21 protein-coding genes are annotated in these 20,346 nt (G+C 52.8%); 16 read left to right on the forward strand and 5 right to left on the reverse strand.

Annotated features, from left to right (window positions below):
* The first annotated feature begins 165 nt into the window (after nucleotides 1–165).
* The 5 genes from HV041_RS18745 (at nucleotide 166) to HV041_RS18765 (ending at nucleotide 4,580) form a co-directional block, all read left to right on the forward strand.
* Nucleotides 166–1,752 (forward strand): PTS sugar transporter, encoded by a 1,587-nt coding sequence (locus HV041_RS18745; RefSeq protein ID WP_161958614.1) that lies wholly within the window; start codon nucleotides 166–168, stop codon nucleotides 1,750–1,752.
* A 27-nt stretch (nucleotides 1,753–1,779) separates the two neighbouring features.
* On the forward strand, nucleotides 1,780–2,619 hold the full coding sequence (locus HV041_RS18750; protein ID WP_044702272.1) for a histidine biosynthesis protein: 840 nt from the start codon (nucleotides 1,780–1,782) through the stop codon (nucleotides 2,617–2,619).
* 17 nt (nucleotides 2,620–2,636) lie between these two features.
* A complete protein-coding gene (locus HV041_RS18755) occupies nucleotides 2,637–3,500 on the forward strand; it encodes a Cof-type HAD-IIB family hydrolase (protein WP_121585321.1) in 864 nt (287 codons plus the stop codon).
* Nucleotides 3,487–4,245 carry a DeoR/GlpR family DNA-binding transcription regulator gene (locus HV041_RS18760; RefSeq protein WP_121585320.1) on the forward strand — a complete coding sequence of 253 codons (759 nt, stop codon included), beginning with the start codon at nucleotides 3,487–3,489 and terminating at the stop codon, nucleotides 4,243–4,245. The genes HV041_RS18755 and HV041_RS18760 overlap by 14 nt, the downstream gene beginning before the upstream one ends.
* Before the next feature lie 62 nt (nucleotides 4,246–4,307).
* Nucleotides 4,308–4,580 (forward strand): DUF3811 domain-containing protein, encoded by a 273-nt coding sequence (locus HV041_RS18765; RefSeq protein ID WP_003031655.1) that lies wholly within the window; start codon nucleotides 4,308–4,310, stop codon nucleotides 4,578–4,580.
* On the opposite strand, the gene rluF is transcribed toward HV041_RS18765, so the two are convergent.
* Nucleotides 4,577–5,458, reverse strand: coding sequence for a 23S rRNA pseudouridine(2604) synthase RluF (rluF, locus tag HV041_RS18770; RefSeq protein WP_032948298.1), 882 nt, complete (start codon nucleotides 5,456–5,458; stop codon nucleotides 4,577–4,579). The two genes, HV041_RS18765 and rluF, sit on opposite strands and share 4 nt — an antisense overlap.
* Nucleotides 5,459–5,927: 469 nt before the next feature.
* On the opposite strand from rluF, the gene HV041_RS18775 reads away from it, so the two are divergent.
* From HV041_RS18775 to HV041_RS18810, 8 genes are all read left to right on the forward strand, one after another.
* Complete coding sequence (locus HV041_RS18775; protein WP_048213950.1) at nucleotides 5,928–6,881, forward strand: sugar-binding transcriptional regulator; 954 nt, start codon at nucleotides 5,928–5,930, stop codon at nucleotides 6,879–6,881.
* Between the two features lie 70 nt (nucleotides 6,882–6,951).
* Complete coding sequence (locus HV041_RS18780) at nucleotides 6,952–7,758, forward strand: SDR family oxidoreductase (protein ID WP_121585319.1); 807 nt, start codon at nucleotides 6,952–6,954, stop codon at nucleotides 7,756–7,758.
* Between the two features lie 9 nt (nucleotides 7,759–7,767).
* The gene (locus HV041_RS18785) at nucleotides 7,768–8,175 is read left to right on the forward strand and encodes a mannose/fructose/sorbose PTS transporter subunit IIA (protein WP_121585318.1); all 408 of its coding nucleotides are present in this window, start codon (nucleotides 7,768–7,770) and stop codon (nucleotides 8,173–8,175) included.
* Entirely contained in the window at nucleotides 8,175–8,669 is a 495-nt protein-coding gene (locus HV041_RS18790) for a mannose/fructose/sorbose PTS transporter subunit IIB (protein WP_121585317.1), read from the forward strand. The genes HV041_RS18785 and HV041_RS18790 overlap by 1 nt, the downstream gene beginning before the upstream one ends.
* A 65-nt stretch (nucleotides 8,670–8,734) precedes the next feature.
* Nucleotides 8,735–9,532, forward strand: a complete 798-nt coding sequence (locus tag HV041_RS18795) for a PTS mannose/fructose/sorbose transporter subunit IIC (RefSeq protein ID WP_044715019.1) — start codon at nucleotides 8,735–8,737, stop codon at nucleotides 9,530–9,532.
* A gap of 11 nt (nucleotides 9,533–9,543) precedes the next feature.
* Nucleotides 9,544–10,368, forward strand: a complete 825-nt coding sequence (locus tag HV041_RS18800; RefSeq protein WP_003031641.1) for a PTS system mannose/fructose/sorbose family transporter subunit IID — start codon at nucleotides 9,544–9,546, stop codon at nucleotides 10,366–10,368.
* Between the two features lie 68 nt (nucleotides 10,369–10,436).
* Nucleotides 10,437–11,660, forward strand: a complete 1,224-nt coding sequence (sorE, locus tag HV041_RS18805) for an L-sorbose 1-phosphate reductase (protein ID WP_121585316.1) — start codon at nucleotides 10,437–10,439, stop codon at nucleotides 11,658–11,660.
* Nucleotide 11,661: 1 nt separating this feature from the next.
* The gene (locus tag HV041_RS18810; RefSeq protein WP_121585315.1) at nucleotides 11,662–12,474 is read left to right on the forward strand and encodes a shikimate 5-dehydrogenase; all 813 of its coding nucleotides are present in this window, start codon (nucleotides 11,662–11,664) and stop codon (nucleotides 12,472–12,474) included.
* A gap of 33 nt (nucleotides 12,475–12,507) precedes the next feature.
* Here the strand turns inward: HV041_RS18810 and HV041_RS18815 are convergent, their stop codons facing one another.
* Entirely contained in the window at nucleotides 12,508–12,825 is a 318-nt protein-coding gene (locus HV041_RS18815; RefSeq protein ID WP_003841409.1) for a CcdB family protein, read from the reverse strand.
* The gene (locus HV041_RS18820) at nucleotides 12,825–13,118 is read right to left on the reverse strand and encodes a type II toxin-antitoxin system CcdA family antitoxin (protein WP_003844689.1); all 294 of its coding nucleotides are present in this window, start codon (nucleotides 13,116–13,118) and stop codon (nucleotides 12,825–12,827) included. The genes HV041_RS18815 and HV041_RS18820 overlap by 1 nt, the downstream gene beginning before the upstream one ends.
* Before the next feature lie 192 nt (nucleotides 13,119–13,310).
* Between HV041_RS18820 and HV041_RS18825 the strand changes: the two genes are divergently transcribed.
* The 3 genes from HV041_RS18825 to pepE all read left to right on the forward strand — a co-directional run bounded on the left by HV041_RS18825 (nucleotide 13,311) and on the right by pepE (nucleotide 14,699).
* Nucleotides 13,311–13,628: a type II toxin-antitoxin system RelE/ParE family toxin gene (locus HV041_RS18825; RefSeq protein ID WP_048213960.1), complete on the forward strand. Its 318-nt coding sequence runs from the start codon at nucleotides 13,311–13,313 to the stop codon at nucleotides 13,626–13,628.
* Entirely contained in the window at nucleotides 13,621–13,899 is a 279-nt protein-coding gene (locus HV041_RS18830) for an addiction module antidote protein (RefSeq protein ID WP_121585314.1), read from the forward strand. Before HV041_RS18825 ends, HV041_RS18830 begins: the two co-directional genes overlap by 8 nt.
* Before the next feature lie 110 nt (nucleotides 13,900–14,009).
* Nucleotides 14,010–14,699, forward strand: a complete 690-nt coding sequence (pepE, locus tag HV041_RS18835; RefSeq protein ID WP_032942056.1) for a dipeptidase PepE — start codon at nucleotides 14,010–14,012, stop codon at nucleotides 14,697–14,699.
* A gap of 61 nt (nucleotides 14,700–14,760) precedes the next feature.
* On the opposite strand, the gene HV041_RS18840 is transcribed toward pepE, so the two are convergent.
* Nucleotides 14,761–16,392, reverse strand: a complete 1,632-nt coding sequence (locus HV041_RS18840; protein WP_121585313.1) for a Na/Pi cotransporter family protein — start codon at nucleotides 16,390–16,392, stop codon at nucleotides 14,761–14,763.
* Between the two features lie 136 nt (nucleotides 16,393–16,528).
* Nucleotides 16,529–20,212 carry a methionine synthase gene (gene metH / locus HV041_RS18845; protein ID WP_121585312.1) on the reverse strand — a complete coding sequence of 1,228 codons (3,684 nt, stop codon included), beginning with the start codon at nucleotides 20,210–20,212 and terminating at the stop codon, nucleotides 16,529–16,531.
* Nucleotides 20,213–20,346: the final 134 nt, after the last annotated feature.

Raw genomic sequence — 20,346 nt, forward strand, 5'->3', positions numbered from 1 at the left:
AAAACAAAATCTTAATTTATTCTTTTTATTTCAAGCAATTAATAAACAAACCCCATACAAATGGCAATTTACCTCGCTAATTTAATGTTGATTTGTTTTGTTTTAGTTGGAATTATGATTCCACTACAACACAAATAACCCCTTTACCCTATCTTTGAGGCCGCTATGAAAAAAATTGCGATTATTGGAAGCAGTGGAGGCAACCTCTACAACCTGGGTGGCGCAGAGCCAGAGAAGCTACTCCAGGAAATTTATCAACAGTGCGAAGCCGCAGGTGTGGAAGTTGCCGCCGTGCAGTTTATCGCGGCGGAAGCCTCGATGGATGTTGCCAAACCCCACACACCGGCATCCGTGTTTGCATTAACCACAGAAAACCAACAAAAACCACAAAGGATATTTCAGGGCAAACTTTCAGAAGTGAACGATTCGGTAGTTGAAAGCGATCGCCAGATTGCTGAGATGATCCGTAGCGGCACGATCGATGGGATCGTCGTAATGAGCGCCGATCCGGGAAAAGCGAACCACGAAGTCTTCACCGCTGCCGTTGAAATGAAAACGCCGATCGTTGGCACCGGCGGAACGTCAATGGCGCTGGTGGCCGCAAAAGGGGCAAATGTCGTCGCAACCTCGGGTACGACCGGCACCACCAGCCGCACCCGCGCAGTCTCCTTCGTGGCGTCTCTGTGTAAACACTGGGGCATTAAGTACAAGCCGCAGTTGGGTAGCGCTTCACCCTCCCAGGGTGGCTCCGGAAAGAGCCTGCTCAAACGCTTTAACATTCGCAGCATTATGATCCCTGCGCTGCCTGGCTTTATCGCGATGGCAATTGTTCTCGCCCTGAGCCACATCCCGGGTCTGGAAAAACTTAACGATATTTTTGAAATCCTGCTGAAAGGCCTGCCGGTATTGGTTGCCGTGCTGGCGGCAAAACAGATTTCTGAGCTGGATGAAGTCTCAATCGTTGCCGGGGTCGTCGCCGGGGTGCTGTCCGTTGAAGGGGGGCTGATCGGCGGGATTATCGGCGGCTTGATGGCCGGGATTTTCGTTCGTTGGCTGTTTGAACTGTGCCTGAACTGGCGCTTTCCGATGACCACCGTCAACATCGTCGCCGGTGGGATTTCAGGTCTTGCCGCCGGGTTGATCATGCACTATCTGCTGAGTCCGCTGGCGCTGTCGGCAGGCAATTACATCAAACTGGCTATCGAAAGCACTCTGGCTTTCAGTCCTGTTCTTGCCGGACTGCTGGCAGGGCTGGTTATCTGGCCAGCCATCCTGGGCGGAGTCTACCACGCGGTCATTCTGCCGCTGGTTCTGCTGGAGATGGAAAAATCCGGCGTAAGCTTCCTCGGCGCAGTCGATATGGTGGGTCTGGTGATGGTTGCCGCAGGGATTAACCTTGCCAACATTATCGCCCCTCGCGAAAAAAGTGAAGCCGCCGTCGCCACACCGGGGCTGCTTATTAACCTGGGTTTCGGAACCTTCGTGGAATCTGCCTATCCCTTCATGTTCGCCAACAAAATTGTCTTTGGCTCCGCCATTTTCTGGGCCGGAATGGGCGGCATGATGCTGGGCTTCTTTAACGTTAAAGGCGTGGCCTATGTTCCCGCTTTTGCCTCGCCGTTCTTGTCCAGCAATGCGCTTCAGATGGCTATAGTGATGATCACAACAATGGCGATGACCTGTATTACCACCATTATTGCTAACCGTTTTAAGGCTGTCGTACAGAGCGAACCTGCAGCGTCAGCCCGTTAATTAATGCACCAACACCAGAGGTACACCATGTTTAAAGGCGATATGAATAAAAAACGCGCCAAAGCGTTACAGAAAGTGAAAGATGCCATTGCGCTCCACGGCGGACAAACCATCCTCAGTACGGGGATCACTGGCGACGATGCGCGTCTGGCGAAAGCGGTGTGTGAGGCAGGCGTTAAGCTGCTGGAACCAAACCACCCGGCACTGGCGCTGGCGCGTGGACACAAAGGCGTGAGCAATATGCATGCAGCAGAGCAGATCCGCCATGAAATCACCAACGGGCAAATGGCTGAAGCGGTACACGGCGTGCGTAACGTGGTTCCTGACGATATTTTCATTACCGTAGGTATTGCGGGAGGTTTTACCGAAACCTTGCCCGTGCCGCTCAGTGACACTGAGATTCTGGAAATTGCCCGTGCCGGAGCCGATGGTTTGCACACGCATAAATCCGACTGGGACGATCTGCAGGATATCGTTAATCTCGCCCATCAATATGGTCTGACCGTTGACGCCTATATTGGTCACCCGGACGATCTGCATACTTTCGGTATTCCTGCGCGCACGCCGGAAGAGGTTTCCAGCGTGGCGAAGCGGATGCAGGAAATTGGCGTCGATATGATCGGCCTGATGACCGGTATGAGCTATGAAGGCGTAGCCGCAGGCGACATTCCACAGGCCATTAAAGAAAGGCTGCGAGCGCTGGTTGGCGCGGTTGATGTACCGACGCTGGCAGAAGGCGGTATTAACCTCGCCAACGCCAAAGCGTTTAAAGATACCGGGGTCAATATTCTGGTCGTCGGTACGGCAATCGACAATATGGTCTGCAACGCCGCCAAAGAGGCCGTCACGCCGTTTATTGCTCAGTAAACGCAGAGGAAAGAGAAATGTTGCTGGTGACCGATCTGGATGGAACGTTACTGACATCGCAGAAAACAATCAGCCCGCGCACGCGTCAGGCGCTGATTGAGTTCCGCCAGCGTGGCGGTCTGCTGGCAGCCTGTTCCGCCAGGCCGGTCTCCTCTATGGTGCGCCTGTTACAACAGCAACAGGTAGATAAATTGTTTGCCTGGTGCGCCGGTTTTAACGGTGGGCAAATTCTGGAGATGACGTCGCAGCATATTATTCATACTGCGACACTCTCTTGCATGGATCTCCGGGAGATTAACCGATCTATTTCTCTTTCCTGCTACCCCCATCATTTTTTTAGCGCCGATGCTATTTATCATCGTGATGACCGACTCGTGGCACCATGGACGACTTATGAGGCCAACTTATTTGAGCTACCCTTTATTTCGGCAGCGCCTGAATATATTTTTAATCAGCATGACATTTATAAGATCACATTAGTGGCAGAACAATCAAAAATAAATGCATTATGTACGGCAATGATTAATGAATTGCCCTGTGGTTATATGGCGACAATCACCGGGGGGAATTATATTGACATCCAACGAACTGAAATAAACAAAGGCTATGCTATAAACATGTTAAGGCAACAGCTAAATATAGCGACCGAACAGGTTACGGCGATTGGCGATCAGCAGAACGATATCAGTATGTTTACCGCTGCGAACATCGGTATCGCCATGGGCAATGCGCCTGATGCAGTAAAACAACACGCCAGCTATGTGACGGCCTCTAATGATGATGAAGGTATTGTCTGTGCGCTGGAGTGGTTGCGTTGCTTTGCGCATCCAGTTACCATGCGCCAAAGCACGACATTGGCGGAAAATAATGAACCCGATTAAAAGAAGAAAACATATTCTTGATGAATTAAATAAGTTCGGTGAAGTCACAGTCATCAAATTATCGGAAACGCTAAAAGTTACATCAGAGACCATTCGCCGTGACCTCTCGATACTGGAGTCCGAAGGACAAATTACCAAAATCCATGGCGGGGCGGTCAAAAAACAGGTCGTTCAGGAAGATGAGTTTGGCGCGCGGATTGATATACACCGCGAAGAAAAAATGGCAATTGGTAAACTTGCCGCCGGGATGGTCAGCGAGCACGACACTCTATTCATTGATTCCTGCACAACCAATCTTATTCTGGCCGAACAATTACCTCCTCTGGCCTATTCCGTTATTACTAATTCAGCCTTGATTGCCGATAAAATCAAAGAACATAATCTCAAAGCGCGCGTTTATGTATTAGGCGGTGAATATGACTACCATTTCCGCGCCAATCTCGGCGTCTCCGTTTGTCAGCAAATAAACACTATTCACGCAGATATCTGCTTCATCGGCGCGGGTGGTATTTCACCTCAACATGGTGTGCTGGTGAAAAGCTTCGATGAAGCCTATGTTGCCAAATCAATGATTGCTATGAGTAAAAAGTCGGTAATTCTTGCCGACCATACAAAATTTGGTCAGGATGGGGTGATGTGTATCGCCACGTTAAAAGAAATCGATAGCATCATCACGGATAAAGGATTCAAAACAACGGGTTATACCCAGCAGGACTTTGGCGGGAAATTGCGTATTGCCTATTGAGCGCTATCAGCCTGACCAGGATTACCGTACACTGAGAATATCGGCTAACAGAGGGCACCCGTATGGCACTCCCCCGCATTACCCAAAAAGAGATGACCGAGCGCGAACAGCGTGAACTGAAAACGCTGCTTGACCGCGCACGCATTGCGCATGGTCGACTACTGACCAACGCAGAGACCAACAGCATCAAGAAAGAGTACATCGATAAACTGATGGCCTTGCGCGAAGCCGAAGCTAAAAAAGCCCGCCAGTTGAAGAAAAAGCAGGCTTATAAACCGGATTCAGAGGCGTCATTCTCCTGGTCGGCGAATACGCCAACGCGCGGCAGACGTTAACGTCCTTTCTTCTTACGCCCCGGCGAGGTAAAACGCTTCCCGTTTGCCGCCGGGCGCGATTTCTCTTTCTCCGCCGATTTTTCGATTTTCACTACCGGGCGCTTGATGCCTGCGGTGGCAGCTTTTGGCTTCGCTTTCGCCTTCGGTTTAGCTTCTGAAGAAGAATTCTCAATCAGCTTGAACAGATCGATCAGTTCGTCATCCGTCAGGTCACGCCATTCTCCCAGCGGCAGGCCGGACAAACTCACGTTCATGATGCGTGTGCGCTCAAGCTTGGTAACTTCATAGCCAAAGTGTTCGCACATACGACGGATCTGACGGTTAAGCCCCTGAATCAGCGTGATGCGAAACACAAACGGCGCTTCTTTCTTGACCTTACATTTTTTGGTGACGGTGCCGAGGATTGGCACACCGGCTCCCATCCCACGAATAAAGTCGTCGGTTACGGGCTTATCGACCGTCACCAGATACTCTTTTTCGTGATCGTTACCGGCACGCAGGATTTTATTCACCAGGTCGCCGTGGTTAGTCAGAAAGATCAGTCCCTGGGAATCTTTGTCCAGACGACCGATGGGGAACACGCGTTTGCTGTGATTCACGAAATCAACAATGTTGTCGCGTTCGCTGTCTTCGGTGGTGCTGACAATTCCTACCGGCTTGTTCAGCGCGATAAAAACCAGATCCTCCGCTTCACGCGGCTCAATCAACCGACCATTCACTTTTACGACGTCGCCAGGCATCACCTGATCGCCAATGGTGGCGCGTTTACCATTCAGGAAGACATTCCCTTGTTCGATAAAGCGATCCGCCTCGCGACGCGAGCAGATTCCGCTTTCACTGATGTATTTATTTAATCGGATGGATGAGTCGGGCAGCATAATTTCTCCTGTATACACTTCATCCTTCAAGCCGTCTCTGCGTTGGCTGCCCTCACTCACCCTGGTCACATAGTTATCTATGCTCCCAGGAATTCGTTCCCTTGCCGCCTTGATACAACTTGAATGCTTTTGTGTATTAAAAGCGAAATATACCCTACCTTGCGGACGATAAAAAATAATCGTGTTCGACTGCCCACGCGCTATTTGTGATCCGTCACACCTTTTGACACAAAAGTGTCAGCGATCCATCCCTGCAATTTTGTTGGGTGAAAACAAGCAGAATCAATACATTAGAGAGATAAGCACATCTGTGCCAACAACACGCCATCACCACATCAAATGTGCAACACAATCGGTCATTACAGGGCGCTGAAATAAGTGAAAATAGCTTTGAGATGGAGAACAGTTAGGGTTATATCAGATCAAGAAGACAATTTCGTGATTTGCACAAATGTGCAGGAGTCCAAAAATGGCGACGGAAAACAGCGATGATATCCGCCTGATCGTAAAGATAGCGCAGCTGTATTACGAACAGGATATGACACAAGCGCAAATCGCCCGCGAGCTGGGTATTTACCGCACCACCATCAGCCGTTTGCTAAAACGTGGACGCGAGCAGGGTATCGTCACCATCGCCATTAATTACGACTACAACGAAAATCTGTGGCTGGAACAGCAGCTAAAACAGAAATTTGGCCTGAAAGAGGCGGTGGTGGTCTCATGCGACAGCGAACAGGAAGACGAACAACTCGCGATGATGGGTGTGCACGGCGCACAGTTGCTGGAACGCTTACTGGAACCCGGCGACATTATTGGGTTCTCATGGGGCCGCGCGGTGCGGGGACTTGTTGAAGGATTATCCCCTGCCAGTCAGTCACGTCAGCTGATCTGCGTGCCGATTATTGGCGGGCCATCCGGCAAGCTTGAAAGCCGCTACCACGTTAATACGCTGACCTACGGCGCAGCGGCAAAGCTCAAGGGGGAATCGCATCTGGCCGATTTCCCGGCGCTGCTGGAGAACCCGCTCATTCGCAATGGCATTATGCAGTCCCAACATTTCAAATCGATTTCCGCTTATTGGGATAATCTGGACATCGCGCTGGTCGGGATTGGATCTCCGGCAATACGTGATGGCGCCAACTGGCACGCCTTTTACGGCAGCGAAGAGAGCGATGACCTGCATGCCCGTCAGGTAGCCGGAGACATTTGCTCGCGCTTTTACGATATCAACGGCGTGACGGTAGAAACCAATATGAGTGAAAAAACACTTTCCATTGAAACCAATAAATTAAAGCAGGCGCGCTACTCAATTGGCATTGCAATGGGTGAAGAGAAATACAGTGGAATTTTGGGCGCATTGCGTGGCAATTATATTAACGGTTTAGTGACTAACAGCCATACCGCTGAATTATTGTTGAAGTAAATATATTCGAATGGGTCCTGACATAATTAATTTTATGTGGGCTCCCCTTATCTGAAACTGGGAGTTAATTATGCAAACGTGGTTAAATCTGCAGGACAAAGTCATTATTGTTACCGGCGGCGCGTCCGGAATTGGGCTGGCGATTGTTGAAGAGTTATTAGCGCAGGGCGCGAATGTGCAAATGGCGGATATTCACGGTGGTGACGGTAAGTATGAAGGCCATAGTGGATATCATTTCTGGCCGACAGATATTTCCAGTGCCAAAGAAGTTAATCATACCGTTACCGAAATTATCCACCGCCATGGGCGTATTGATGGTTTGGTGAATAACGCAGGCGTTAATTTTCCGCGGCTGCTGGTCGATGAAAAAGCACCCGCCGGGCAATATGAACTCAACGAAGCCGCTTTTGAAAAAATGGTGAATATCAACCAGAAAGGTGTGTTCTTAATGTCGCAAGCCGTAGCACGCCAAATGGTAAAACAGCGTAACGGCGTGATTGTGAATGTCTCTTCAGAAAGCGGACTGGAAGGCTCAGAAGGCCAAAGTTGCTATGCCGCCACCAAGGCCGCACTGAATAGCTTTACCCGTTCCTGGTCGAAAGAGCTGGGAAAACACGGGATTCGTGTGGTTGGCATTGCGCCTGGCATTCTGGAAAAAACCGGTCTGCGCACTCCCGAGTATGAAGAAGCGCTGGCCTGGACCCGCAACATCACCGTCGAACAGCTGCGCGAGGGCTACACCAAGAACGCGATCCCAATTGGTCGCTCAGGGCGCTTAAGCGAAGTCGCTGATTTTGTTTGTTATCTGCTGTCAGAACGCGCCAGTTATATTACCGGAGTAACCACTAACATTGCGGGCGGTAAAACGCGCGGCTAAGGAGGTTTTATGGTCAATGCAATCTTCTGTGCTCACGGCAAACTGGCCTGCGCCATGCTGGAATCGGTACAGATGGTCTACGGTGATGCCAACGTTGAAGCCGTGGCATTTGTCCCCGGAGAGAACGCCAACGACATCGTGGAAAAGCTGAAAAAGTTAGTAAGTATTCACACCGGAGATGAATGGCTGATTGCCGTCGATTTGCAGTGTGGCAGTCCCTGGAATGCCGCCGCGACGCTGGCGATGCACAATCCGGCGATACGGGTCATCAGCGGGTTATCACTGCCGTTGGCGCTGGAGCTGGTAGACAACCAAAGCAGTATGAATGTGGATGAACTGTGTGAACACCTGACGACCATTGCTCAACAAACCTGTGTCGTCTGGAAACATCTGGAAACGGCCGAAGAGGATTTCTGATGAACATTACCCTTGCTCGTATTGATGACCGATTGATCCACGGTCAGGTCACCACCGTCTGGTCGAAGGTGGCGAATGCACAACGGATTATTATCTGTAATGACGACGTTTATCACGATGAAGTACGTCGGACATTATTACGCCAGGCCGCTCCCCCGGGAATGAAGGTTAACGTCGTTAATATCGAAAAGGCGGTCGCGGTTTACCATAATCCGCAATATCAGAACGAAACCGTTTTTTATCTTTTTACTCGTCCGCAAGATGCATTAGCAATGGTAAAACAAGGGGTAAAAATCGCCACGTTAAATATTGGCGGCATGGCCTGGCGACCCGGTAAAAAACAATTAACCAAAGCGGTCTCATTAGATGATGACGATATTCATGCTTTTCATGAGTTAGCTAAATTAGGCGTTACGCTGGATTTACGCGTCGTCGCATCAGATCCATCAGTTAATATCCTTGAAAAAATAAAAGAACAATCGCTCGCTGAATAAATAATAACGCCTGTGTATTTATGCTGTAACAGGCAGGGATGATCACATTCACAAGGTGACATATTATGGAAATAAGTACCCTACAGATTATCGCCATATTTCTATTTTCCTGTATTGCCGGAATGGGCAGCGTGCTGGATGAGTTCCAGACCCACCGTCCGCTAATTGCTTGTACCGTTATCGGCCTGATCCTCGGTGATTTAAAAACCGGGATTATGCTCGGCGGCACGCTGGAGTTAATCGCTCTGGGTTGGATGAACGTTGGCGCTGCACAGTCTCCCGATTCGGCACTCGCCAGTATTATCTCCGCCATTCTGGTGATTGTCGGTCAGCAAAGCATTGCTACCGGTATCGCCATCGCCCTGCCAGTGGCGGCGGCAGGCCAGGTACTGACGGTATTCGCCCGTACCATCACCGTTGTGTTCCAGCACGCGGCGGATAAAGCCGCCGAAGACGCCCGTTTTCGTACCATCGACATGCTGCACGTTTCCGCTCTCGGTGTACAGGCGCTGCGCGTTGCCATTCCAGCGCTGATTGTCTCGCTGTTTGTCAGCGCCGATATGGTCAGCAATATGCTCAACGCCATTCCGGAATTCGTCACCCGTGGGCTGCAGATTGCCGGAGGATTTATCGTAGTCGTCGGTTACGCCATGGTACTGCGCATGATGGGCGTGAAGTACCTGATGCCCTTCTTCTTCCTCGGATTTATCGCCGGGGGTTACCTCGATTTAAGTCTGCTGGCCTTTGGCGGCGTGGGCGTGATTATCGCGCTGGTCTACATCCAGTTGAACCCACAGTGGCGTAAGACTGAACCGCAGGCGCAAGCCCCCTCTTCTCAAGCTCTTGATCAGCTTGAAGACTAACGGAGCCCATCATGGAACAGAAAAAACTGACCAAATCCGACCTGTTTAGCATGTTTGTTCGCTCCAACCTGCAACAGGCGTCATTCAACTTCGAACGCATTCATGGGCTGGGCTTTTGCTACGACATGATCCCCGCCATCAAGCGCTTGTATCCACTAAAAGAGGATCAGGTTGCCGCACTCAAACGCCACCTGGTGTTCTTCAATACCACCCCTGCCGTTTGCGGCCCAGTGATTGGCGTCACCGCCGCAATGGAGGAAGCACGCGCCAACGGTGCGGAAATTGACGATGGCGCAATCAACGGCATCAAAGTCGGCCTGATGGGTCCGCTGGCAGGCGTCGGCGATCCGCTGGTATGGGGAACGCTGCGCCCGATTACCGCCGCGCTCGGCGCATCGCTGGCGCTATCCGGTAACATTCTCGGCCCGCTATTGTTCTTCTTTATTTTCAATGCAGTACGTCTTGCAATGAAGTGGTACGGCTTACAGCTTGGCTTTCGTAAAGGGGTCAACATCGTCAGCGACATGGGCGGCAACCTGCTGCAGAAACTGACCGAAGGCGCATCGATTCTCGGCCTGTTTGTGATGGGAGTATTGGTCACCAAATGGACCAGCATCAACGTGCCGCTGGTGGTATCGCAAACGCCTGGCGCAGACGGCACCACCGTCACCATGACCGTGCAGAACATTCTCGACCAACTCTGCCCCGGCCTGCTGGCGTTGGGTCTGACGCTGCTGATGGTGCGTCTGCTCAACAAGAAAATTAATCCGGTATGGCTAATCTTCGCCCTGTTTGCGCTGGGAATTATCGGTAACGCACTGGGCTTCCTGTCCTGATTTTTTCGCTCCGGCAATGCCGGGGCAACTTCAACAAATAGTCCTCGAAAGAGGAAGAGGTGGTAACAATGCAAACAACAACAGCTTTACGTCTTTATGGTAAACGCGATCTGCGCCTGGAAACCTTCGACCTTCCTGAAATGCAGGACGATGAAATTCTGGCCTCAGTCGTAACCGACAGCCTGTGCCTTTCTTCCTGGAAAGAGGCTAACCAGGGCGAGAACCACAAAAAGGTGCCGGACGATGTGGCCACCAACCCGATCATCATCGGTCATGAGTTTTGCGGCGACATTATTGCCGTAGGCAAAAAATGGCAGCATAAGTTTCAGCCCGGCCAGCGCTATGTCATTCAGGCTAACCTGCAACTGCCGGATCGCCCGGACTGTCCCGGCTACTCCTTCCCGTGGGTGGGCGGTGAAGCCACGCACGTCATCATTCCTGATGAAGTCATGGAGCAGGACTGCCTGTTGGCCTACGAAGGTGAAACCTATTTTGAAGGTTCGCTGGTTGAGCCGCTATCCTGCGTGATTGGCGCATTCAACGCCAACTATCACCTGCAGGAAGGCACTTATAACCACAAGATGGGCATTCGTCCGCAGGGGCGTACACTGATACTCGGCGGCACCGGGCCGATGGGACTGCTGGCGATCGACTATGCACTGCATGGCCCGGTTAACCCGGCGATGCTGGTGGTAACCGACACCAATAACGACAAGTTGAGCTACGCCCGCAAGCACTATCCATCAGAACCACAAACGTTGATCCATTATCTCCACGCCCAGGATGCGAGTTATGACACCTTAATGGCGCTGAGCGGCGGGCACGGGTTTGATGACATCTTTGTGTTTGTGCCCAACGAACAGCTGGTTACGCTGGCCTCTTCCCTGCTGGCTGCCGATGGTTGCATGAACTTCTTTGCTGGTCCGCAGGATAAGCAATTTAGCGCGCCGATTAACTTCTACGACGTACACTACGCCTTCACCCATTATGTTGGGACGTCTGGCGGCAATACCGACGACATGCGCGCGGCGGTTAAACTTATCGAAGAGAAGAAAGTTCAGGCGGCAAAAGTGGTGACGCACATTCTGGGGCTGAATGCGGCAGGTGAAACCACGCTGGAACTGCCAACAGTCGGCGGCGGGAAAAAACTGGTTTACACCGGCAAAGCCTTACCATTAACCGCGCTCACCCAGATTGATGATCCAGCCTTGCGCGATATCCTGGAGCGACATGAGGGGGTCTGGTCGCAGGAAGCCGAACAGTACATATTGTCTCACGCCGAGGAAATTTAACATGATTAACCGCGACACCCAGTTGTGCATGTCGCTTGCCGGTCGCCCCGGCAACTTCGGCACTCGCTTTCACAACTATCTGTATCAAAAATTAGGGTTAAATTTTATCTACAAAGCCTTTACCACGCAGGATATTGAAGCCGCAGTGAAAGGTGTTCGCGCGCTGGGTATCCGCGGTTGCGCGGTCTCAATGCCGTTTAAAGAGAGCTGCATGCCGTTTCTGGATGCCATCGATCCTTCCGCAAGCGTCATTGATTCCGTCAACACCATCGTCAATGACAACGGTACGCTGACAGGATTTAACACCGACTACATTGCGGTAAAAAGCCTGATTACCAGCCACCAGCTCGATAACAGCGCACGCGTCATGATCCGCGGCAGCGGTGGAATGGGTAAAGCGGTTATCGCCGCGTTTCGCGATGCGGGGTTTACGGATGTAATCATTGCCGCGCGCAATCGCGAGAGCGGCCCGACGCTGGCAAAACAGTACGGTTTCCAGTGGCAGCCGCAGTCGGAAGGGATTGCCTGCGATATTCTGGTCAACGTGACGCCCGTCGGCATGGCTGGCGGTAAAGAGAGCGATGAACTGGCCTACAGCGAAGCGATGGTCGCTGCCGCCAGCGTAGTGTTTGACGTCGTCGCCCTACCGCCGGAAACACCGGTGATTAAGCTGGCACAGCAGTTGGGTAAAAAGACCATCAGCGGTGCAGAGGTGATTGCCTTACAGGCCGTAGAGCAGTTCGCTATGTATACCGGCGTACGCCCGGATGACGCGCTAATCGCCGAAGCGGCAGAATTTGCGCGGGCGGGGTAACGAAGCAGGAACAGAGCGCCAGGGATGGGCGCTCTAATAGCCATTAATCAGAAAATCAATCGCATCCCGAAGTTCTGCCCTGTTTGCGGTCAGATCTCCCACAAAGTTACCCACATTCTTCACAGGTATGCCTGTCATCATGTACGTCATCACCACATAGGCTTGCCCACCAATGCTAACAACCGGGCAAATTTTAGCTGGCGGGACTTCGTTGGGAAACTGGCTTAGCGCTATAACGGGTGCGACCAGTACATGCTGCAAAACAGCGGCCACCGGATGCTGTAAGCTAATTAAAAACGGATAAACGCTTTTTCCACTTCCTGTATTCTCATAAGCGCAATACTGCTCCATCAGAATGTCCTTTGAAAATCACTGAACGAACCGTTTTCTTCCACCCATTGATTTAATGCTTCTATCGATTTTTTATTATCCCGCAACCATTCTTCGCGTTTGTTCTCGCGAAATTTTTCGATCAGGGCTTCGGTTAAAACCGCTGACAGATTGATTTTAAGCTTGCGCGCCTCTTCCAGTATCTCTGGAGCCAGAGAGACATTGACTGATTTTTTTACCTTAGACACAGTGCGCATGATAACCCCCATAGCAGTGCGCATGACATGCCTAAGATTAGCGTAATAAGCGAGCATTTCCTATTCCCCGACCAGCAAATCATCATGTCACACTAAGGTGGTTGCACAGGCCTGTCACGCCCCGAAGAAGAAGTCTGCGAGGCGCTTTCCTGTTTACGCCCACCAGCATTTCCTCTTACCTCCCAGTTTTTTATTCTCTACTTTCAACTTGTCAATTCACAATGTAGTTTATAAAATACATGGAACGTAATCATGGAAATTCTTCAGACCACGGTTTTCCAACGCTGGGAACAGAATCTGCGAGATCGCAGGGCCAAAACGCTCATTGCCGCACGACTTTTTCGACTGGCGAATGGTTTAGCTGGCGATGTTAAACCTGTAGGTGAAGGTATCAGCGAAATGCGCATTTCTTACGGTCCTGGTTACAGGATTTACTTTAAACAGCATGGCTGCCGCATCATCATTTTGCTATGTGGTGGCGATAAAAGCTCACAAGCCAACGATATCACCCTTGCAAAAGTGCTCGCCCGTTCACTGGATTATCAGGAGACCTTCCGCCATGAATAAGCTTACTCAGTACGATCCCGCTGCTGCGCTAGTTGATGATGAAGAAATTGCTGTATTTATGGCGGATGCCCTCGAAACAGGCGATGCAACGTACATTGCAAAAGCATTGGGCGTGGTGGCTCGCGCTAAGGGAATGGCGAGCATCGCGGCAGAAACGGGATTATCCCGCGAGCAGCTTTATCGCTCTTTTAGTGAGAAAGGTAATCCGACGCTGAAAACCACGCTTGCAGTGATGAAGGTACTCGGCATTGAATTGACACTAAAAAAATAGCCCCTGCGTCTATCTCCCCCTTCCAACATCGTGAGCCATATCAGGAAGGCATCAGGCTGATAGTGGTAGCATTAGCGCGGTTTGTAATTTTCTGATTACATGGAGAAATGATGGAACTGCTTTTATTGAGTAACTCGACGCTGCCGGGCAAAGGCTGGATGGAACATGCGCTGCCGCTGATTGCTGAGCAACTGAATGGTCGCCGCACGGCGGTGTTTATTCCGTTCGCTGGCGTGACGCAAACCTGGGATGAGTACACGGCGAAAACGGCAGCCATCTTTGCGCCAATGGGCGTTAACGTTACCGGTATTCATACCGTTGCCGATCCAATTGCAGCCATTGAAAACGCCGAGCTGGTGATTGTCGGCGGCGGGAATACCTTCCAGTTGCTGAAAGAGAGTCGTGAGCGCGGGTTGCTGGCGCCGATCGTGGATGTCGTCAAACGCGGTGCGCTGTACATCGGCTGGAGCGCGGGTTCCAACCTTGCCTGCCAGACCATCCGCACTACCAACGACATGCCGATTGTCGATCCCAAAGGTTTTGATGCGCTGGGTCTGTTCCCGCTGCAGATTAACCCACATTTCACCAACGCGCTGCCGGAAGGCCACAAAGGCGAAACGCGTGAACAGCGTATCCGCGAACTGCTGGTTGTGGCACCGGAGCTGACGGTGATTGGCTTGCCGGAAGGTAACTGGATTAAAGTGAGTAACGGTCAATCTGTGCTCGGCGGCCCAAACACCACGTATATCTTTAAAGCGGGTGAAGAGGCGGTTGCCGTTGAAGCAGGCCACTGCTTTTAGTTGATTTATTGTCTGATGCCGGATGCGGCTTCGCCTTATCCGGCCTACCGCTTCACTTCACTCAATAATCATCCCGCTCATCGTCTTCATCCGGCTGTTCCAGCACGCTGTAAGCCACAGAGCAAAACAGTGAGTTCAGACGCTGCATATCGCCCAACAGCGCCAGGTGCAGGGAACTGGTCTCGATGCTTTGCACGTTCTGCTGATGCAAACGGTCAACGTGCGCGTGCGAATAACGACGGTTGAGAATACGGAAGCGGTGCTTGCTGCGGCGCAGACGGCGGGCGCTGGTCACATCACCTGAGAAGAACACCGACATCGCCAGCTGCAGATTGCTGAGCAGCAGATCGTAAAGCGCATCCAGCTCTTTCAGACCTTCCAGAGAAAATGCCCGACGCGCAGCCAGTGATTTATCCGCAATCTCGCTACCCATACGTTCGACAATATCAGAAGCCTGCTCGAGGTTGAGCGACATCTCGATAATCTCTGCCCAGCGGCGCGACTCCTCTTCCGCCAGCTCGTCTTTCGGCATTCGTGCCAGGTAGAGCTTGATCGCCGTGTACAGCACGTTGATGTCGTCCGCCATCCTGCGCAGCTCTTTCTCTTCGCGCGGTTCGCCGTGCATCACCTTCTTTAGCCCTTCCATCATCTGTTCCATGGCGTCACCAATGCGCAGGGCTTCACGGGCGGCATTCGCCAGCGCAAGTGTTGGCGTATCGAGCGCGCTGACATCCAGATGCTTGGGCTTCAGATGAGCGTCCAGTTCCGGTTCATCGCGGATGATGCGCTTACAAAAACGCGCCATCGGTTCAGCGAACGGCACCATCGCCACGCAGCGCACCAGGTTGTAGAAGACGTGGAAGTAGATAACCAGTTCAGATTTCGGCAGCGGCAGTTCATCCATCAGATTGGCCAGCGGATGAACAAACGGCAGAATAATCAGGCTGCCCACCAGCTTAAACAGCAGACTGCCTAGCGCCACACGACGGGCAGCAGCATTCGCAGCACTGTTATTCAACATCGCCAACAGACCAGAGCCGAGGTTGGCGCCAATCACCAGACACAACGCTACCGGGAACGAGATAATGCCCGCCGCGGTCAGCGTAGCCGTCAGCAGTACCGCCGCCAGGCTGGAGTAACTGATAATCGCGAACATGGCGCCAATCAGCGCATCCAGCATGATATCGCCGGTGAGCGAGGCGAAAATAACCTGTACGCCATTAGCCTGAGTGATCGGCGTTACTGCCTGCACAATCAGCTCCAGCGCCAGTAAAATCAGCCCCAGTCCAATACCAACCCGCCCCAGTTGCCCCACGCGGGACTGCTTACGACCGAGAAAGAAGATCACGCCGATAAAAATCAGCAGTGGCGACAGCCAGGAGAGATCGAAAGTCAGGATACGCGCCATCAGCGCGGTCCCCACGTCGGCGCCCAGGACAATCACCAGCGCAGGGGTGAGCGCCACGAGATCCTGCGCGACAAACGACGTCACCAGCATGGTGGTAGCGTTACTGCTTTGCACCAGAGCAGTAACGCCGATCCCCGCGCAAAAGGCGAGCGGCTTCTTTTCAACACTACGGCTGAGCACAGTGCGTAAACGGGCACCAAAGACACGCATCACGCCGGTACGCACAATATGCGTACCCCAGACCAGCATAGAAACAGCAGAAAGCAGGTGTAACAGAGTTAACACGGAATCAGGTACTCCTTATCGTTATATGTTCCTGAGGCCGAAGCCTTCTTTCAGTATAAGGGTTTAAACGTAATAAAGAGACAGGGCACTCATTGAGTGCCCTGTTTGTTGTAAATAAAGATGACAGTTTTGTGAATCAGTCGGCGTCGTAGCCGAGGTTCGGCGCTAACCAGCGCTCCACTTCTGCCACGCTCATCCCTTTACGGAAGGCATAATCTTCAACCTGATCGCGCTGGATTTGCGCCACGGCGTAGTACTTGCTGTCCGGATGACTGAAATACCAGCCGGATACCGAGGCACCTGGCCACATGGCGAAGGATTCGGTGAGCTTCATCCCAGTGTGCGCCTCTACGTCCAGCAGTTCCCAGATGGTGGCTTTTTCGGTGTGTTCCGGACACGCCGGATAGCCCGGTGCCGGGCGAATCCCCTGGTAGTTTTCGCGGATCAGCTCCTCGTTACTGAGATTCTCGTTCGCCGCATAGCCCCAGTAGACTTTACGCACGCGCTCGTGCAAGTATTCCGCGAACGCTTCCGCCAGACGGTCAGCAATCGCTTTCACCATGATCTTGTTGTAGTCGTCATGTTGCGCTTCGAAAGCATCTGCCAGCGCATCTTCCTCCAGACCACCGGTAACCGCGAAAGCCCCAATGTAATCTGCTTTACCGCTCAGTTTCGGCGCGACAAAGTCCGACAAGCAGTAGTTGGCGAAACCGACTTTTTCCGTTTGCTGACGCAGATGATGACTCACGTTAAGCACGTGTGTACGTGTTTCATCACGGTAGATCTCGATGTCGTCACCCACACGGTTGGCCGGGAATAAACCCACCACGCCACGCGGATTCAGCGTCTTCTCAGCGCTGAGTTTATCCAGCATGTCGTTGGCGTCTTTGAACAGGCGCTTCGCCTCTTCGCCCACTACTTCATCTTCGAGGATTCGCGGATATTTCCCGGCCAACGACCAGGTCATAAAGAACGGCGTCCAGTCGATGTAGTTGCGCAGGGTTTCGATGCTGGCTTCCACTTCCTGTACGCCCAGACGGTGCGCCACCGGCGGGGTGTAGTTTTCCCAGTCAAAGGCCAGATCGTTGTCGCGGGCAGCCTGTAACGTTACGGGCGGAGTACGCGGTTTCTTACGCGCATGCTGGATACGCACAGTTTCATACTCTTTACGCGTACGGGTGACAAAGTCATCACGCTGGGTGTCAGAGAGCAGCGCAGCCACGACACCAACGGTACGCGAGGCGTTCTGCACGTACACCGTCGGGCCGCTGTAGTTCTGCTCAATTTTCACCGCCGTGTGCGCTTTCGAGGTGGTCGCGCCGCCAATCAGCAGCGGAATAGTGAAGCCCTGACGCTCCATCTCTTTCGCCACGTTGACCATTTCGTCCAGCGACGGGGTAATCAAGCCTGAAAGGCCGATCAGATCGGCATTCACTTCACGCGCGGTTCTGAGGATTTTCTCCGCGGGCACCATTACGCCAAGGTCGACGATTTCGTAGTTGTTACACTGCAGCACCACGCCGACGATGTTTTTGCCGATGTCGTGCACATCGCCCTTCACGGTAGCGATGACCATTTTGCCGTTGCTGGAGCCTTTCTCTTTGCTGGCCTCAATGTACGGTTCGAGGTAGGCCACCGCCTGCTTCATCACGCGGGCGGATTTCACCACCTGCGGCAGGAACATTTTGCCCTCGCCGAACAGGTCGCCAACCACGTTCATGCCGTCCATCAACGGTCCTTCAATCACCTCGATCGGGCGCGCAGCCTGCTGGCGCGCTTCTTCGGTATCCAGCTCAATAAACTCGGTAATGCCTTTCACCAGCGAGTATTCGAGGCGCTTTTTCACGTCCCAACTGCGCCACTCCGCCATCTGGGCATTCGCCGTATCGTCGGTTTTACTGCCGCGATACTTCTCAGCAAGCTCCAGCAGTCGTTCGGTGCCATCGTCACGGCGGTTGAGGATCACATCTTCAACCGCATCGCGCAGCTCGGCGGGCAGGTCGTCATAGATTGCCAGTTGTCCGGCGTTGACGATCCCCATGTCCATGCCGTTGCGAATGGCGTAGTAGAGGAATACCGCGTGAATGGCTTCACGTACCGGGTCGTTACCACGGAACGAGAATGAAACGTTAGAAACGCCGCCGGAGATCAGCGCATGCGGCAGTTCGCGTTTGATGTCTTCACAGGCCCCGATAAAGTCCTGCGCGTAGTTGTTGTGTTCATCAATCCCGGTCGCGACGGCAAAGATATTCGGGTCGAAGATGATATCTTCCGGCGGGAAGCCGACTTCTTCGGTAAGAATCTTGTACGCCCGACGGCAGATCTCAATTTTGCGCGCGCGGGTGTCGGCCTGGCCCTGCTCGTCAAAGGCCATCACCACCACTGCAGCACCGTAGCGACGCAGCAGCTTCGCATGATGGATAAAGGTCTCAACCCCCTCTTTCATCGAGATGGAGTTAACGATGCCTTTACCCTGAATGCACTTCAGCCCTTTTTCGATTACTTCCCATTTCGAGGAGTCGATCATAATCGGCACGCGGGCGATATCCGGTTCACCGGCAATCAGGTTGAGGAAACGAACCATCGCCGCTTCGGCGTCGAGCATCCCCTCATCCATGTTGATATCGATGATCTGCGCGCCGCTTTCTACCTGCTGGCGGGCAACGTCCAGCGCCTCGCTGTATTTCTCTTCTTTGATCAGGCGCTTAAACTTCGCCGAACCGGTAACGTTGGTACGCTCGCCGACGTTCACAAACAGGCTGTCGTCGCCGATGTTCAGCGGCTCAAGGCCGGAAAGGCGGCAGGCAACCGGGATTTCCGGCAAGCGGCGTGGCGGCAGCCCTTCCACGGCGCGACTCATGGCGGCGATGTGTTCCGGCGTGGTGCCGCAGCAGCCACCAACAATATTCAGGAAGCCCGCTTCGGCCCATTCACGGATTTGCGCCGCCATGGTATCGGCATCAAGATCGTACTCACCAAAAGCGTTTGGCAGCCCGGCGTTCGGGTGCGCGGTCACGTAGCATTCGGCAATGCGCGACAGTTCCTGCACGTACTGGCGCAGTTCGTCCGGGCCTAAGGCACAGTTCAGACCAAAAGTCAGCGCATCGGCGTGGCGCAGGGAGTTGTAGAATGCTTCGGTGGTCTGGCCGGAGAGCGTACGCCCGGAAGCGTCGGTGATGGTGCCGGAGAGCATAATCGGCAGCTCAACGCCCAGCGCTTCGAATTCAGTTTTAACCGCGAAAATAGCGGCTTTGGCGTTGAGGGTATCGAAAACGGTTTCAATCAGGATCAGGTCACTGCCGCCTTCCACCAGCGCTTTGGTGGATTCGCGGTAGGCGGCCACCAGCTGATCAAAGGTAATATTACGGTAAGCCGGGTCGTTGACGTCGGGCGAGATAGATGCCGTACGGTTAGTTGGGCCAAGCACGCCCGCGACATAGCGCGGTTTGTTCGGCGTGCGCGCCGTCCATTCGTCTGCCGCCGCGCGCGCCAGTTTGGCTGCCGCAAAGTTGATTTCCGCCGACAGGGATTCCATCTGGTAATCCGCCATGGCGATAGTCGTGGAGTTAAAGGTGTTGGTTTCGATGATGTCCGCGCCCGCCTCGAAGTAGGCGTGGTGAATCGCGGCGATCACCTCCGGTTTGCTGAGCACCAACAGGTCGTTGTTGCCTTTCAGATCGCACGGCCATTCGGCAAAGCGTTCGCCGCGGAAATCCTCTTCGCTCAGACGATATCCCTGGATCATGGTGCCCATACCGCCGTCCAGCACCAGAATACGTTCATTTAACTGCTGACGTAATTGTTCTACTTTGCTGCTCACACTCGCTCCCGACAACGCTCAACCAGACCGAAAAAAACTCAACAGGCCATACTGGCACAAACCTGAGAGGCGGAAAAGAGAACAACGGCCAACATGAGACATGTTCAGCTTCACTCATCCGATCAGTACAGGAA

The organism is Citrobacter sp. RHBSTW-00029 (genome assembly GCF_014104295.1).
In the GTDB taxonomy this organism is placed as follows: domain Bacteria; phylum Pseudomonadota; class Gammaproteobacteria; order Enterobacterales; family Enterobacteriaceae; genus Citrobacter; species Citrobacter youngae.